Source organism: Pedobacter sp. 22226, from assembly GCF_052045455.1.
Lineage (GTDB): Bacteria > Bacteroidota > Bacteroidia > Sphingobacteriales > Sphingobacteriaceae > Pedobacter > Pedobacter jeongneungensis.
Window position 1 is genome coordinate 247,354 of record NZ_JBQEPB010000011.1, and the last position, 16,569, is coordinate 263,922.

General features: G+C 38.3%; 10 protein-coding genes. 6 read left to right on the plus strand and 4 right to left on the minus strand.

All coding sequences use genetic code 11. The features are described from left to right. Positions 1–8: 8 nt before the first annotated feature. Positions 9–3,002 (minus strand): SusC/RagA family TonB-linked outer membrane protein, encoded by a 2,994-nt coding sequence (locus ACTJKC_RS23040; RefSeq protein ID WP_440795695.1) that lies wholly within the window; start codon positions 3,000–3,002, stop codon positions 9–11. Between the two features lie 887 nt (positions 3,003–3,889). Further along, the gene (locus tag ACTJKC_RS23045) at positions 3,890–5,596 is read right to left on the minus strand and encodes an FAD/NAD(P)-binding protein (RefSeq protein WP_440795697.1); all 1,707 of its coding nucleotides are present in this window, start codon (positions 5,594–5,596) and stop codon (positions 3,890–3,892) included. Between the two features lie 271 nt (positions 5,597–5,867). Between ACTJKC_RS23045 and ACTJKC_RS23050 the strand changes: the two genes are divergently transcribed. After that, a complete protein-coding gene (locus ACTJKC_RS23050) occupies positions 5,868–6,419 on the plus strand; it encodes a DUF1543 domain-containing protein (RefSeq protein ID WP_344849715.1) in 552 nt (183 codons plus the stop codon). A 4-nt stretch (positions 6,420–6,423) separates the two neighbouring features. Here ACTJKC_RS23050 and ACTJKC_RS23055 read toward each other — a convergent pair whose 3' ends face one another. After that, entirely contained in the window at positions 6,424–7,215 is a 792-nt protein-coding gene (locus ACTJKC_RS23055) for a DUF4350 domain-containing protein (protein WP_440795699.1), read from the minus strand. 648 nt (positions 7,216–7,863) lie between these two features. Next, a complete protein-coding gene (locus ACTJKC_RS23060) occupies positions 7,864–8,493 on the minus strand; it encodes a DUF4159 domain-containing protein (protein ID WP_440795701.1) in 630 nt (209 codons plus the stop codon). A gap of 152 nt (positions 8,494–8,645) precedes the next feature. On the opposite strand from ACTJKC_RS23060, the gene ACTJKC_RS23065 reads away from it, so the two are divergent. The 5 genes from ACTJKC_RS23065 to ACTJKC_RS23085 are packed head-to-tail and all read left to right on the plus strand — an operon-like array spanning position 8,646 to position 15,810. Beyond that, positions 8,646–9,644 (plus strand): AAA family ATPase, encoded by a 999-nt coding sequence (locus ACTJKC_RS23065; RefSeq protein WP_440795703.1) that lies wholly within the window; start codon positions 8,646–8,648, stop codon positions 9,642–9,644. After that, positions 9,644–10,531 (plus strand): DUF58 domain-containing protein, encoded by an 888-nt coding sequence (locus ACTJKC_RS23070; RefSeq protein ID WP_440795705.1) that lies wholly within the window; start codon positions 9,644–9,646, stop codon positions 10,529–10,531. The genes ACTJKC_RS23065 and ACTJKC_RS23070 overlap by 1 nt, the downstream gene beginning before the upstream one ends. Before the next feature lie 2 nt (positions 10,532–10,533). Beyond that, complete coding sequence (locus ACTJKC_RS23075; protein ID WP_440795707.1) at positions 10,534–11,904, plus strand: BatA domain-containing protein; 1,371 nt, start codon at positions 10,534–10,536, stop codon at positions 11,902–11,904. After that, complete coding sequence (locus ACTJKC_RS23080) at positions 11,891–14,023, plus strand: DUF4175 family protein (protein ID WP_440795709.1); 2,133 nt, start codon at positions 11,891–11,893, stop codon at positions 14,021–14,023. The genes ACTJKC_RS23075 and ACTJKC_RS23080 overlap by 14 nt, the downstream gene beginning before the upstream one ends. Before the next feature lie 2 nt (positions 14,024–14,025). Next, positions 14,026–15,810: a hypothetical protein gene (locus ACTJKC_RS23085; protein WP_440795711.1), complete on the plus strand. Its 1,785-nt coding sequence runs from the start codon at positions 14,026–14,028 to the stop codon at positions 15,808–15,810. The last annotated feature ends 759 nt before the right edge of the window (positions 15,811–16,569 follow it).

Here is a 16,569-nt window from a genome sequence, read left to right on the forward strand (position 1 = left end):
GGTATATTTTATAAATCGAGTTTGAAGCCTAAAACAAATGTTCGCGGGATGGTGATATTGGCACCATCGTATATCCCATTGTAATTGATCAGTTCCGGATCAACGCCTGAAAAATTGGTTAGTGTAAATACGTTTAAGGCTGTAGCATATAAATATGCCCTCCTGATTTTTCCACCGGCTTTTTTGAATAAACCGGTTTTACTGAAATCGTAACCCAGGGTAACCGATCTTAATTTAACATAAGAGGCACTTTCTAAAAACAAATCCTGATCGGTACGGTAAGCATCTACAGGGCTCCATGGATTGTAAACCGGATAGTTTTTCTCATTATCGAATGATTGCCATGAAGAAACTTCTTTAACCGAATTAATGTCGTTTCCAGCTTCGCGGTTTACAAAGCCATAACGGGTTGCCTCGTATTGGTTAATGGCTTTTTGTCCTGCAGCAAAAATGAAATTGAAGTTTAAATCGAAGTTTTTGTAAGCTATGGTATTGTTCCAGCCACCCAAAAATTTTGGTAACCTGTCGCCGGTTAATACTTTATCTTTACTATCAATCCGGTTATCATTATTATAATCAACCCATTTCGGATCGCCGGCTTTTAAAGGAATCCCGTTAAAGGTTCTGCCCGCAGGCACTTCAGCATCACTGTTATAAATGCCGTCATTGCTATACAACCAATAACTGCCTGCTGATTTTCCAATTTGTAGTTTATTATCATTCTGATAAATTAATTCATTTAAACCATCTGGCAATGCCGACAGCTTATTCTTGTTATAACTCAGGTTTAAACCTGTATTCCAGTTTAAGCCATCGCGTTGTTGTAAAACAGCACCGTTAACCAAAAACTCGATCCCTTTATTATTGATATCCATACCCGATTTATATTGGGTAGAATAACCTGTTTCAACCGCTACAGGTAAGCCGATTACGCTGTTCTTATCCTCGCGGTTATATACCGTTACCGCAGCATTAACGCGACTGTTTAAAAACGATGCATCTAAAGTTATGCTGGTTCGATCGGCAAAGGGAAGGCTAATGTTATAGCCGATAAATCCACTATTGTACGGACGGTTAATCCCCAGCAAACCACCGTAGCCCGGTATAGTGGGTTCTTCTTCCCATCCATTTTCTGAGCGATATTGTGGCCCTGCAGCAAAACGGTCATCCTGGAAAATCCTCAAAGTCCTGCCCCAGCCTGCACTTAAATGCAATGCATCAATCGCTTTATTATCTTTTAAAAACTGTTCTTTTAAATTCCAGTTGGCATTAAATGCGGGTGTGGTTACCCAACGGCTATCTGGCTGACCATTTGAAGCGCCATCTCTTCTTACCAGTGCACTTAATGTGAACAGGTTTTTATAAGCGTACTTTGCAGAGCCGTAAAACGACATTAAATTATTACGTTCCTTATCAATATACCTGAAAACATAAAAATTACCGTTAGCCAGTACGTTTAAGTAATCGGGGTTATCCAGTCCGTCTCTGGTAGGGTTTCCATCTACAAAAGTCAGTTTTACATAATCATTAGGACCATTGTAAGCCCTTGCATAATTATATTTGTAGGTATCTCCCTGTAAGCTCTGGCCAAGTTCAAAATCTACAACATGATTTTTATTAATATCATATTTGTAACTGATGTTATTATTGATGGATACTCTTTGGCTATAACCGAAGTAGTTAGAAATATAACTGATACCCGCCAGTAAAGTAGATGGTATAAAATAATCCCTCACGCCCTCGTTGTAATTAAACAAACCAGTAGTAGAGATTACAAATTTATTCACCTTGGCACTTAAAGTCAGGTTTCCGTTTAATACGGTAGAGCGGTTGTTATCTACGTTTCTATCATTTTGCGTTAAATATGAAGCGTACGATTCGGCATTCGGAGACAGCGGACTGCTTAAATCCGGAATGTAACGTGTTTCGGCAAAGCGGTCGCGTAAACTTTTGTTCCTGGTACGGTCTAAGCGCGCCGTATTAACAGTACTTGATACGGTAAGCCATTTAAAAGGCGCCATATTTATTCCGAAAAACAAATTGTAACGGTCAATCCCGGTATCATCAGCATTTCCCGCATTTTTAGTTCCCGAACCAAAAAACCTGAAATTGGCGCGATCTGTACCACCTGTAATCCCCAAATCGGCAGAAAAAGTTGGTGCATTCTGGTAGTACAAATCTGTCCAGTTTGATGGCCCGAAATAAGCCACGTTGGTAGAATCGCGTAGGTAAGAAGCCGGGCTGCCCGCCGGATTATATTTTTGATAAAACTGACTTCTGAAATTATTTTCGTACACTCCGTTAACGGTATTAACCTTTGGAGCAGTAACATAACCAAAATAAGAGTTGAGGCTTATGTCTCTAACACCTGCCCTGGCATTTTTGGTGGTGATGTAAATCGCTCCATTGGCTGCATTCGGACCAAGTTTGGCCAACTCGAAAGGATCTTTAATTACTGTAATCGATTGTATATTGTTAATATCTACCTGCGATAATAAATTGGTTGCAGGGCCAATCCTGTTGTAATCGTACTTTTGTACATCAAATGCAAAAGGGTTATCGGCCACCAAGGGCACTCCATTTAAATAGATAGCCGGCTGTAAAGCGTAGATGTCTTTCTTATTAAAAAGCAGGCCCGATGCACCCTGTATAATAATACTTTGCTCCGTTCCGGGCTCTCCATTTGGTTCCTGTACGTAAACGCCGGCTAAATTCCCTTTAATAATCTGCTGTAGCGACAGGTTTGGAACTGGTGCTGCCGAACGAATGTTAACCGTATCGCGCACTGTTTTAAATTTTTGCAACGCCCTGATCATTTGCCCGATCGTATCTGTTTTTACAGCGTTGGCGGATAAATCTTTTTTTGATTTAGAGGTATCTTGCTGAAAGGCAAAATAGTTGCTGTTGATCCTCTTAATCAATGCCTCATTGGCATGTGAAGATTGAAATCCAAAAACAGATAAAAACAAGGCAAAACAAATGCTTGTGTAAATTTTAACCATTTGATTAGTTTTTGTTTGATTTTTTGTTTAAAGAAGAAACTCGGTTGCTTAAAAGATAATTGAAAAATTACCCCTGTTTGGTTTTTTTTGGCATAGCAATGCCCGTAGACAAAAAGTAAAATTTTTGAACATAAGGTTTGAGTTTGGATGATTAAAATTGATTCATAGCCCAAATAGGCTGTGCCATGAATGGATTAGTTATTGTTTGTTTTTGGGCACATAAATGCCTATTGACAAAAAATGATTTTTTTGAACATACAGTTGGATTTGGATGATTAATTTTTATCCATAACACAAATAGGTTGTGCCATGAACGGTTTAGTTATTGTTTGTTTATTATACCTTGGTTAGAGGTTATTTTATTAGTCCATTATTCCTGTGGTTAGCAGGATTTTTTTGCTCGTACACTAAAATAAAATATCGGCTCGTTATGATTTGTTAATGCAAGGTATAGATTAAGAAAGCCGGATTTTTATTTTTTTCAACGCAAACGTTTGCCTAAAAAAATGCCTTAATTACTAAACTATAAGCACTTAAGCCATTTTAAAAATAACCAGCGACGAGCAATTATAAGTTTTTCTGAAAGAGGCATACAATTATTGTACAACATGCTTAAAAAAACATTAAAATGACAATTAGTGTTGTTACAAAAATTAAACCTTTGTCATCGGATTTTGATAAAGTATAGATTTTTAAATACAATCAATCATTCCATATAACAACCAAAAGAGCAAGGGATACAAAACTAAGCGCAAACGTTTGTTTTTTTTAAGATACAACAGAGAACTAAAAACACAAAAGATTAATTATCAGTTATTTAAAATAAAAAGATCTCTTAAATAAATTTAAGAGATCTTTTAAAATCATACAAAAATGTTGCTGTTTATTTAGCGCAAAATGCTGTTAATCACGGCCTCTGATGCAGCCTCACAAAAGTCTATTCCTGAATAATCGGGGTTGTAACCACCAATGTATGGAACGGCCATGATGTAAATTCTTTTGTTCGGAATACCCTTTTTATCCACCACCTGAAAATGATCATTTATGGTAATTCCGGGTACCGTTAAAAAGTAATTATCTCCATCTTCCTGCGCTACTAAATCGTTATTCTTAATTTCTGCTTTTCCTCTTTCAGCCGATTTGAACTTTAACCTTGCGGGGCTCAGCGTTTTGTTATTGATCAGGCTTTTAAATGGAAAATCGTTAAAAGAAAGGTGCGGCTGACCGATACAATCGACAAAAGTATCGAAGTGCTTAACCGTTTTTTCACCGTTTATTTCGTAGTGATAATCTGCACCACCGGTTTTTAAAGGCTCTACTTTGGCATCATCTCCAACTGCAACAATGCTCAGCACACCGGCGTTGTGCAAGGCCAGCAACTCTCTGCACGAGCTTTGGGGTACAAATGCAATTACAATAGAAATTAATGGCATTAATACTTTCTGCAACCTTTCCATATCTTCTGCCGACAAGTATTTTGCAGGATAATTCATTGCGAAACTTAAAACAGCCAGGGCTTCTTTCCAATAAATGGATTTTCTCTTTTCAATGGATTTTTCAGCTTCATCATATTCTTTCCTGAAAAGATCGAAGGGTTCCATCCTTTCCCGATAGCCCATCATGGCCTCTACAAAAGCTTCAAGATTCATATCTTTGATCTGTTTGTAAAAATCAGGATCTTTTTTAATAAATATTTCTTTGAAATTCTTTTCAAACACAAAATCTAAAGGTAAAAAACCTCCGTTTTCGGCTATGCTTTTATGAATTTCGGCCTTGCTCAATGTTTCATCCTTACCCAGGTGCGAATCTTCTAAATGAAACCTGATGGCAGGCAGCAAACCACTGCGAGAATGCATCACGATTTTAAAACCTTTACTTTCTAATTGATAGGAATAGGTTCCATCTTCATTGTCTTCGAATTTTCCATTTTGCCTCGCCAGTGTTCTCAGGGCGTCAATCGCCGTTAGCGACGAACCCATAATGCCAACCGCATGATTCAGCTTTTGCTCTAGTTTTTTAGGTGGATAAGGGGAATCGAAGTAGCTGGGAGTACTACCTTCATATTTTTTTGGCCAGTTATGCCCGGTACAGATCACGATCTGATCGAAATAAACTTTATCCTCGTTCTGTACACATATGGCTACCTGATTTTCTGCCGGTAAATCAATAATATCTTCTACAATACAGTTTAAATGAACATGAGTTTCGATGCCTTTTTTCGCCGCAGCTTCTTTAAGGAGATTAAACTGGGCTGACAGGTACTCGCCGAAAAATAACCTGGGCAATACTTTATATTCGTTAAATTTCTCTTCGTTAATATCAAACTTTTTCAAAATGGCCTTTGGCGCAATCTTTACCCAATCTTCTATAGAATTAAAAATAATGGGAATTTCATTGTCTGATACATTGGTAATATGCTCTACATTTGCCCCTTCGGCACTGTATGGCATACCAGCCCCCAAATAATCCTTGCGCTCGAATATGCTGATTTCAAAGTCAGTATTCCCCGATTCTGTTAATCTTTTATACATGAAAAGACCACTTGGGCCGCCGCCGATGATGGCAATTTTCTTTTTTGCTGTTTTCGTGTCCATTTATAGTTCATACAATCATAAAAAAACAGAAATTGTTTTGGTTGTGTTTAAAAAGTCGAGGAACGGTCTGAAATGAGAGGATAACTTACCAAGCAGGAAAGCTCTGGTTTGCTAGATCTCTCAACTACGTTATACTCCGCTCGAGATGGCGATCGCAAACAAAATTTGCAATAAATAAGAACCAACTGTGAGAATTGCTGTTAGAAGAGGTAAGCAATATTGTATCAGTTACCCCCCTAAGCGTAGCCGAAGGGTAAACAATTACCAATTAATGAAACTATATATGATTTTACTGGGCTCGAAAGCCCCGAAGCGGAACGTAGAGCAGCACGATTACTTTTTTGGCATTGCAGACTCACTAAAAGATCTTGTTCCGGAGATTAAAGCTTTTTGGCCTGAAGCGGGTAATAGCCTGCATATTGATGGCTGGCGGGAAGTAAACACGGTTGATGATTACGAAATCAGTATTAAATTAAGAGATGAACATACGCCGCCATCACTACATAAATTATTTTTTATCAATCTTGGGGGCTATATATCCAACAAATTATACGAGCAGCATCATATTGTATTATCGGTGCATGATGAGCGGGCCAAAGCCATTCAGGATGCCAAAAAAACGATCTTTTTTAAAACCAATTCTATAAAAGGCGCAAATTCGCACATCGACGAAAAATATGGCATCGATGTAGATGATATTTATAAAATAGAAGATATTTTAAGCGAAGAGGCAAAACAAAAATACCACATCGAAATAAAACCATCTTCAGGATTACCTGAAGATGAGATTCATTTAGGCTATTTTAAGTTGGATAAACTATAAATCATTATTTTTTAACAAGGCTTTTTAACCAAAGCACCAGATCGTAAGCGGCTTTATCATTTTCGAAGCCCATTTCTTTTGGCAAACGGCCGTTTACATATTCATCATACAACCACGGGTCGGCAATGGCAATTACATTTCCTTTACCAAATTTGGCAGAGGCAATAACCGTTGCGCCCGCAGCATTTTTAAGTACAGGTTTTGCACCGTTTTTGGTATCGATAGAACAGACATCTTTCATAAATATTTTTTTGGCTGTTTTAAATACCGGATTATTTTTAATTACAATGCCGCCATCTTCAAAATGAGCATCGTCGATCACGTGGTTTTGCATTTCGTTTGTAAAATGCATGCCAAATAAATTGGCTAGTTTATTAAAATGCGGCAATTCTACATTGGCACTATCGTTGGCAAACATTACCAATACCCCGCCCTGCTTTACCCAGGCAGAAATTGCAGCAATGTGCTCAGCCCCGATGTAATTTGGTTTAGGATTTTCTTTCGGACGGTCGGGATCTACAATTAAGTAAACATCACTTCCTTTTAAATTGGCCTGTGTGGGTGCTGTTTCAAGTGAATCTAACTTAAAACCTTGCTTCTTGAATACATGGCCAAGAATAGAAAAACCACTCATGGCCTGTTCACCCCACAGATAATGAAAACGAACTTCTTTACCCTGTTTATCTTTATGCGTTTCGCGGTTAAAGAAATAATCGAGCGTAACGGTTTGTGCATCGGCCACAAGTGTTGAACCTGTTAAAAGTCCAAGCAAACAAAATCTAAAAAGTAGTTTCATAAAATGGTATGTGATTAGAAAACCAAAAATATAAATTAAAAGGGTAATCAATCCACTAGCAAAAGATTTTAAACAGTATTGATAGATTTTTAATCGGGATTGAAAGCATGGCCACAGATATTATCATCCGAACAGCGCAAGGAAAAACGAAGATGATCTCAGGTAATTCAGGTACAAACGCAGCGATTATATATACTACAGCAAAAATAATTTGAACCATATAAGACATGGAAGATTCATATAAGCTCAATGCGATTGCATGCCCTTATATACTTGATTATGAAATATGGTAACAGCGAAAATAATTTGAACCATATAAGACATGGAAGTTTCATATAAGTTCAATATGCTTACATCTTCTTATATCTAATAATTAACTATAAATATTGAACCACCTAAGTCACCTTAGTACACCTAAAAAGACTCTATGCAAATGTAACTAAGATGCGCTCAGGTGATTCAGGTGGTAAAATAAATGAACCAATATCTTTTTTGAACCATATAAGACATTTAAGTTTCATATAAGCTCAATGCGCTTAGATGTTCTTATATTTCTTATATGGTTAATATATAGAGAACAGGGGTGGTAGATAATAAACAAACTATCCAATCTGTCAAATGGTAACATCTGACAGCACAAGCAAAAACCTAACTGTTAACCCCCATGGCATACAGGATAATATTTACCCCGAACTTGGTATTATCTTCTGCCAGAAAGCGTTTATTCCTGAAATCGTAATCCCACTCACAGCCATAGTCTTTATTGCTATACAATACTCCTATCCTGTTGTTAACTGTAATTGCTTTCAGATAATCGTGCACCAGGTCGTCTCCCCAGCCGTTTAATTCAAATGATGTGGTTGGTGGTCCTTTTTCAAATTTGAAAAAAGAGCTGTAAATACCATGGTTATTAGGAATTTTTTTCAGCGCCTGTGCACCGAACAGGTTAGTCATCTGTGTTTCAAAAGAGCGGGCAAATAAACCGTCAATATCGTGGTTGCAGTCGTCAACAAAAACGAAGCCCCCATTATGTACATAGTTTTTAAAATTTACGGCTTCCTGCGCACTGAACTGCACCAGTTTATGTCCGCTTAAATAACAGAAAGGATATTTAAACAAATCTTTGCTCCCCAGTTCAACAATTTTTTCTTCTTCATCCAGAGGAATGGTTGTATATTCTAAAAGAGAATTTAACAGATTAGACGGCATGCGCTGATCAGTATCCCAATCACCAGAATTATATTTTAACCTCGCAAATGTAAATTTTACTCTATGCATCACCCTAAAATTAGCTTCATTTTTTATTAAAACCGTTTTTTATGCCAATTATCTTGTAAATTTTTTGATATTTTTTCTATTTGGCTAAAAACTATCTGCCAATATGCGCTATATTGAAGCACCATATCGTCAAACTAAAAAAACCAACCATTTTGGAGCGTTCAGAAAGCAACCTAAAAATATTGATCGATAAGATCTCCCTGTTAAAAACCGAAATACAGAAAGTAATTGTGGGTCAGGATGTGATCATTGAAGAAATGCTGATTGCCTTAATGGCCGGCGGACACTGCCTTTTGGAAGGCGTACCCGGTTTGGCAAAAACGTTAATGGTAAGAACCATGTCGCAGGCCTTAGACCTTTCTTTCCGCAGGATTCAGTTCACGCCCGATTTAATGCCAACCGATATTGTAGGCACCGAAATATTGGAAGAAGACCATGTGACCGGGAAACGTTTTTTTAAGTTTAACAAAGGTCCGTTGTTTGCCAATATTATCCTTGCGGATGAAGTAAACCGGACCCCGCCAAAAACACAATCGGCATTATTGGAAGCCATGCAGGAATTTGAGGTAACCTATGGCGGACAAACCTATCCTTTAGATCGTCCGTTTTTTATCCTTGCCACACAAAATCCTATTGAACAGGCCGGAACCTATCCCCTGCCCGAAGCGCAATTAGACCGTTTTCTGTTATATATCAAAATTGGTTATCCTACCGCAGCGGAAGAAACACAGATTTTAAGCAGCACAACAGGCAGCAAAAAAGCCGTAATTAACCCGGTTATCGGTGCTGAGGAAATCAAAGAACTTCAGGCCATTACCCGTGAGGTAAGCATCAGCAACGACCTGATTACCTATGTAAGTGAGATCATCCGCGCCACCCGACCAGATACCACTACCGTAAATTTTGTAAAAGAATGGGTACGATGGGGCGCTGGACCACGTGCAGGGCAGGCATTAATCTTAACCGCAAAGGCAAGGGCCCTATTTAAAGGCAGGTACGCGGTAATTCTGGAAGATTTACAAGCCATGGCCTATCCGGTATTGCGCCACAGGGTATTAATGAACTTTAAGGCAGAGGCCGAAAATGTTTCATCAGACAAGGTAACCGACGAATTGATCAAAGCCATTTCGAAACCAAAAGCCAATATTTAATGAGTAAACTGCTCGATCCAAAAATATTGATGGCCATTAAAGACCTTTCATTATCGGCTAAAATGACGATTGATGGGTTTATGAACGGTATTAACAAAAGTACCGTAAAAGGGCCTGGATTAGAGTTTAGCCAATACAGAAGTTACCAGCCTGGCGACGATCTTCGTTCGCTCGATTGGAAAATGTTTGCCCGGTCAGACCGTTATTACATCCGCGAATCGGAGGTGGAAACCAATATTGCCGTACGTATATTAATTGATGCCAGTGCTTCGATGAACCACAACGATGGCGATTTCACCAAAATAGATTATGCAAAATACCTGGGTGCATCCTTAGCTTATCTCGCCAATTTACAGGGCGATGCCATTGGATTATATGTATTGAAGAATTCGGGCATTTTCTCCATGACGCCAAAACAGGATTACCAGCATCTGGCCCGTTTGTTTTATCAGCTGGAGCAGATCCACCCTGATGGAACATTTACCAAGCCCATTCATCATAAAGAGTTGTTTGCAGGTGCCCAAAAACGCGAACTGCTGATTTTTGTAACCGATCTTTACCAGAAAGATGACGAAATCATCAAATTATTGGATACACTGAATAATTTAAGGCACGAAATTGTGGTTTTCCATATATTATCAAGAAACGAACTCGATCTTGATTTTAAAGGTTACACCAATTTTGAGGACCTTGAAACCGGAGAAACCATCCAGATTGATCAAAGCAAAGCAAGAAAAGATTACCAGCACAAGCTTAACGCTTATCTGGAAAATACCAGGATACAACTGCTAGACAGAAGAATTTTTTACCGTACCATCACTACCGACGAAGCATTGGATCAGGCTTTAAGGGATTTTTTAAAACAAAGAAGTAAACTCAGAATTTAACCGTGCATTTTTTATATCCTATAGGTTTATTTGCGCTTGCAGGCATCATTGTGCCACTTGTGATACACCTGTGGAATGTAAAACAGGGCAAAACCATCAAAATTGGCAGCATCGCTTTACTGGGCGAAAGTTCGAGTGCAAGCTCCAAAAGTTTTAAAATTAACGACTGGCTTTTGTTTGTATTGCGTTGTTTACTGCTGGTGTTGCTGGCCTTTCTTTTAGCACAACCCTATCTTAAAAAAACAATATCAAAAAGTAGTAAAACAGGTTGGATTTTGACCGATAAAAATAATTTCCCGCAGGTTTTTAAATCGCATCGAAAAACGATCGATTCATTGTTAAAAAAAGGCTACGAAATTCATGATTTTAATGCGGGTTTTTCGTTATTAAGCTTAAAAGATACTGTTGTTAATCAAATTAAACAGCAAAATAACCTCAGTTATACCACTTTACTGAGTGCAGCCGATCAAACCGTTCCTGCAGGGGCGCAGGTTTATCTTTTTGCCGATCAGCGTGTAAATCGTTTTGGGAATGAATTGCCCTTTGTAAATTATAAACTGAACTGGATTCCGCTTAAGCAAAGTGATACCTTAAGCAGCTGGATTGCCACTTATGCAGGAAAAAGGTACGAAGCGAAATCCAATCCATCAGGCACTGTTTATCAAGTTTTAAACACATCAGAGAACACTCCGATAAACATAGCGATACATGAAGGAGCTGGAATTACCGATAGCAAATACATCATCGCGGCTTTGAAAGCTATCGGCAGTTTTACCCAACGGAAGATAATCATTAACCCTCCGGCAGGCAAGGCTACCATCGGTTTTTGGTTATCAGATGAAACAGTTTCAGCAGCTTTTAAATCATCAATTGCTCCGGATGGTGCCTTGTTTCAATACGAAAAAGGAAAAATACTCACTACGCCGTCTTTTATTAAAATTGATGGAAAACAACTCAAATTGAGTAAAAGAATTGCATCAGGCAATCAGGCAGAAAAAGTATGGACAGATGGTTTTGGGGATGCCATTTTGGCAAAAGAAGGGACTGGTGATTTAAGTACTTTCCATTTTTACAGCCGTTTTAATCCACAATGGAACGAACTGGTTTGGGAACCTTTATTTGTAAAAGCACTGATGCCGATCGTTATCCGTGATAAAAATCCGGAAGATTTTGGTTTCGAGAATAACCCAGCCGATCAAAGAACCCTATCGCTTAAACAGAAAACGGTAATTGAGGCCAATAAAACTGTTTCAGCAACAAAAAGCACCAAAAATAAGCCCCTTTCCACTATATTTTGGATCGCGGCACTTTTGATTTTCGCTACCGAACGTATTTTATCATTCAGAAAAAAACCACAATATGTTAAAAACTGAAGGACAAAACTGGATACGTAGGCTAAAAATCAGATGGATCAGTTTTTACCTGATTGGTACTATAGCCACGGCTTTGGCCATCGCTTTGCTTTTATCAGTTACAGGTTTTTACCTATTGCATGCTCCTATCTGGATTTTTACGATTATTTTTCCGCTTGCCCTTGCAATTTTATTGTTCAGCAAACCCGTTTGGAAAACCACAGATCTTGATGTTTCCAGATTTGCAAACAACCATTACCCCGAACTGGAAGAAAGTGCCGATCTGCTGCTGCAAAACGAAACGGAATTATCTATGCTGCAACAATTGCAACGAAATAAAATTGAGCGTGTTATTCCAAACCTGCAGCAGCCAAAAGAACCAGCAAAGAAATTATATTTTGGTCTGGCTATCCTACTTTTGGCTTTGATCATCAGCTTCGGGTTCAGCAAAATCGCTCAAACCAAAAAAACAGATTTAAGTTCACCAGAAGTCAAAACTTTAATCCCGCTGATTAAAGAAAATATCCCTGCAGAAATTTCAGATTTCAGTGCAACCATTATTCCTCCGGCTTATACCAGAAAAGCAGAACGGAAACAAAAGCAGTTTACCATTAACGCCGAAACGGGGGCAACAGTGAACTGGAAAATTGAAACGAATATTGCGATCAAAAAGCTAAAACTCATTTTTAACGACAATGAAATCTCATCATTAAAAGCTTTAAATGCAGCGCATACGCAGTGGATTTTTAGCAAAACCATTAATAAATCAGGTTTTTATCAGTTGGATCTGGATGGTAAAAAATCAGATCTTTACCAGATCGAAGTGATCCCCGATCTACCAGTTACCATTAAAATTACGCAACCTAAGCAGCACACCACAATTGATATCGGTCAGCCACAAAAGTTCGACCTGAGTGTATCGCTCACTGATGATTATGGTATAAACGATGCTTTTATATCTGCTACGATGGCCAGTGGAAAAGGTGAAGGTGTAAGTTTTACAGAAAAAAAACTCCCTTTCAATACGAGTTTCGATAATAAGAAGCATGTTTCCTTAAATAAACACATCGATCTAAAAAGCCTGGGCATGAAACCCGGTGATGAGCTTTATTTTTTCATCAAAGCAATGGATAATCACGGTCAATCGAGCCGCTCGGATGTGTATTTTGTTTCAATTGTGGATACCACAGAGTTAATGAGTCTGGCAGGCATGACCAATGGCGTAAACCTTGTACCCGAATATTTCAGGAGCGAAAGGCAGATCATTATCGATACCGAAAAATTATTGAAAGAGCAGGCTAGCCTACCGATAACAACTTTTAAAACCAGAAGTAACGACCTCGGCATCGATCAGAAGTTATTAAGGCTTCGTTACGGTCAGTTTTTGGGCGAAGAAAACGAGACCGAAATTGGTGGCGATCACGACGACCATGATGAACATACCGAACACAAAGCCGAAGGTGAAAAATTTGGTGATGTAAGTGCCATTATGGACAAATATGCGCACAAACACGATATTGCAGAAGATGCCACTTTTTTCGAGCCGGAAATGAAAGCGCAGTTAAAAGCTGTTTTAACCGAAATGTGGAATGCTGAACTGCGTTTAAGAACCTACAAACCGCAGGAAGCTTTGCCATACGAATATAAAGCTTTGAGGTTGCTTAAAGACCTGCAACAAAAATCTCGTGCTTACGTAGCCAAAACCACGGTTAAGGTTGCAGCATTAAAACCCGAAAAGCGGTTAAGCGGTGAACTCGATAAGATTACACAACCTGTACAAAAAATGAGCTTCGAGCAGAAAGAAAAACGAACAGCTTCGCTAAAAACCGCACTTGCCCTTTTGGAAAGCAGAAAAATGGGCAAAAAGTTTACCGAAAACGATCACTTTTTACTCAGCGAAACTGAAAAATATATGATTGGTGCAGCAGCAGATCATCCTTCTACTTATTTAAATGCATTAACCAGTTTAAGAAAACTAAGCATAGCAGATAAATTGATAGTTAAAGATATTGATCTGGTTCAGCAGGCCATCCAAAAAATGATCAGTACCGAACCAACGAAGCCACAAACACAAAATGCTGGTCCGGCTTCGGCCTTGTATCAGGATTATTTTAACAATTTAAACAAAGCGGGCAGATAGATATGGAATTTAAATACATTGCTATTCTGGTTGCGCTATTATTGCTTGTTTTTTTGTTGTACAAAGAAATAAAAAGACCAAATAAAGCAAGGTTATTCTGGCGTATTTTAGCCAATATCATCGCTGTTGGCTGTTTTGTGTTATTAATCGTTCCTATTAAATACGAAACACACCTGCAACAACGTGCCGATGAAATCATTTTACTTACGCAAGGCACCCATCCTGATTCTGTTGCCAGCTTAAAGGGGAAAAAATATGTGCTTTCGTCGATAGATCTAAAAAATATAAAAGCAACCTCCATTCCTGATCTTTCATATTTTTTAAAAACCAATCTCAATATCCGGAAACTGAATATTTACGGTTATGGTTTAAATGCTGTAAAGCTGGAAAAACTTAAAGGCTATCAGGTCAAATTCCATCCATCTGCCAATCCTAATGGGATTATTGCAGCCAACTGGCAGGAAAAATTAAAAGCCACCGACGTTCTTGCCGTACAGGGAAATTATCAAAATACCAGCAAGCAAACCATTAAACTTTTGCTTAAAGGTTTGGGAAAAACCATCGACTCAACTATTATTGAAGGAAAATCGAATAAAGCATTTTCTTTTAAAACCACACCAAAACAAAGTGGAAAAGCCATTTATCAACTCATTGCTTTGCAAAAAAATGATACTTTAAGCAAAGAGCCTATCCCAATACAGGTAGGTGATCAGCCAGCAATGAAAGTACTGATTTTGGCTTCTTTCCCCGACTTTGAGTATAAGTTTTTAAAAAACTGGCTGTACGAAAACCATTATCCACTGGCTTTCAGGAGTCAGATCAGTAAAAATAAGTTTGCTTCCGATTTTTTAAATATTGATAGTGTAAACCTCAATCAGATCAATGCTTCAACCTTAAAAAAATTCGACATCCTGATTATTGATGAAGATGAACTGGCAGCCATCAATCCAAACGAAAGGATTTCGATAAATGTTGCAGTTAATAATGGGATGGGTTTACTCATCAGGGTTTCAGGTCCGAAAGCTTTAACCCCGCTTAGCGGCAGGTTCACTCGTTTCGAATCTCCTGTTTTAAAGGACAAACCTTTAAATTTAAGTCTGACCGAAGATCATTTCAAATTTAAACCATTGCCCATTGAGCAAGCTTTGTTTTTGAAATCAGGTGAACATGATCAAAGTATTATTACCGATGCCGGTGGAAAAACTTTGGTAAACAGCAGCATCAGTGGTGCTGGCAAAATAATGGTTTCTACCCCTTCTTCAACATATAACTGGCTACTTTCCGGACAAAAAACAGATTACGCTACCTATTGGTCCAAACTTTTAAGCAGCGCTGCAAAAAAGAGAAGCGAGATTTTAAGCGTAAACATCCTTCCACAATTTCCAACGGTAAATCAAAAAACCAGGATCATTACTGATTTAGCAACATCGGGTAAGATGCCGGCATTAAAAATAGATGATGTTGCGTTAAGTCCGCGGCAAAATATGGAACTTCCTTTCCAGTGGGATGCATTTTACTGGCCGCAACAAGCAGGCTGGACAAACTTACAGGTAAATCAAAGCATTGAATCTGTTTATATTTACGAAAAAACCGATTGGCAAACACTAAAAAATCAACAGACTTTAAATGATACGCATCAATTCGTCAGGAATATGCGTACAGCTGAAAATAATACAGCGTTAAAAGATGTATTTGTAGAAGAAGAGATTTCGATCTGGTGGTTCTTTGCCGGATTTTTACTTGCAGCCGCCTTTTTATGGTACGAAGCAAGGATTTTGGCAGTTTAAAATCGATTCGTCATCCCGACTGAAGCAAAGCGGAATGGAGAGATCTAAGAACAAAGATCTTCTAATAGATTTCTCCATTCCGCTACTGATGAAAAATCAGCAGCTTCAGTCGAAATGACGAATCGCGGGGGATGAAAATCGTATCAAAATCATTTAAACACTAACTTTTCGCTTAATTTCCATGCTTTTCTGTGTCCTCGTGGCAAAATTTATTCAATTTGCTATTGCTAACACTCGTTTCAAACGAGCGTTCAATAGCTTATCGTTTAAAACGATAAAATCGTAGAACTATTTTTGCACTCGTTTAGAAACGAGCGCAAGCATGAATCGATTCGTCATCCCGACTGAAGCAAAGCGGAATGGAGAGATCTAATAACAAATATCTTATAATAGATTTCTCCATTCCGCTACTGATGAAAAATCAGCAGCTTCAGTCGAAATGACGGATCGCGGGGATGAAAATCGTATCAAAATCATTTAAACCCTAGCTTTTCGCTTAATTTCCGTGCTTTTCTGTGTCCCGTGGCAAAATTTATTCAATTTGCTATTGCTAACGAGCGTTCAATAACATATCGTTTACAACGATAAAATCGTAGAACTATTTCTGCACTCGTTTGGAAACGAGCGCAAGCATAGTCGATTCGTCATCTCCTTTGGTTTATCAAACTGATTTTTTTGTTGCAAATCTTATTACAAGAAGAAAGCTTAGTAAGCGTTTAAATAAAAGGCAGGGTGAATTTTCGTCATCTCTAGTTTTAA

Coding starts and splice junctions, on each gene's coding strand:
- ACTJKC_RS23040 (WP_440795695.1), bottom strand. CDS start 3,002: ATGGTTAAAATTTACACAAGCATTTGTTTTGCCTTGTTTTTATCTGTT.
- ACTJKC_RS23045 (WP_440795697.1), bottom strand. CDS start 5,596: ATGGACACGAAAACAGCAAAAAAGAAAATTGCCATCATCGGCGGCGGC.
- ACTJKC_RS23050 (WP_344849715.1), top strand. CDS start 5,868: ATGAAACTATATATGATTTTACTGGGCTCGAAAGCCCCGAAGCGGAAC.
- ACTJKC_RS23055 (WP_440795699.1), bottom strand. CDS start 7,215: ATGAAACTACTTTTTAGATTTTGTTTGCTTGGACTTTTAACAGGTTCA.
- ACTJKC_RS23060 (WP_440795701.1), bottom strand. CDS start 8,493: ATGCATAGAGTAAAATTTACATTTGCGAGGTTAAAATATAATTCTGGT.
- ACTJKC_RS23070 (WP_440795705.1), top strand. CDS start 9,644: ATGAGTAAACTGCTCGATCCAAAAATATTGATGGCCATTAAAGACCTT.
- ACTJKC_RS23080 (WP_440795709.1), top strand. CDS start 11,891: ATGTTAAAAACTGAAGGACAAAACTGGATACGTAGGCTAAAAATCAGA.
- ACTJKC_RS23085 (WP_440795711.1), top strand. CDS start 14,026: ATGGAATTTAAATACATTGCTATTCTGGTTGCGCTATTATTGCTTGTT.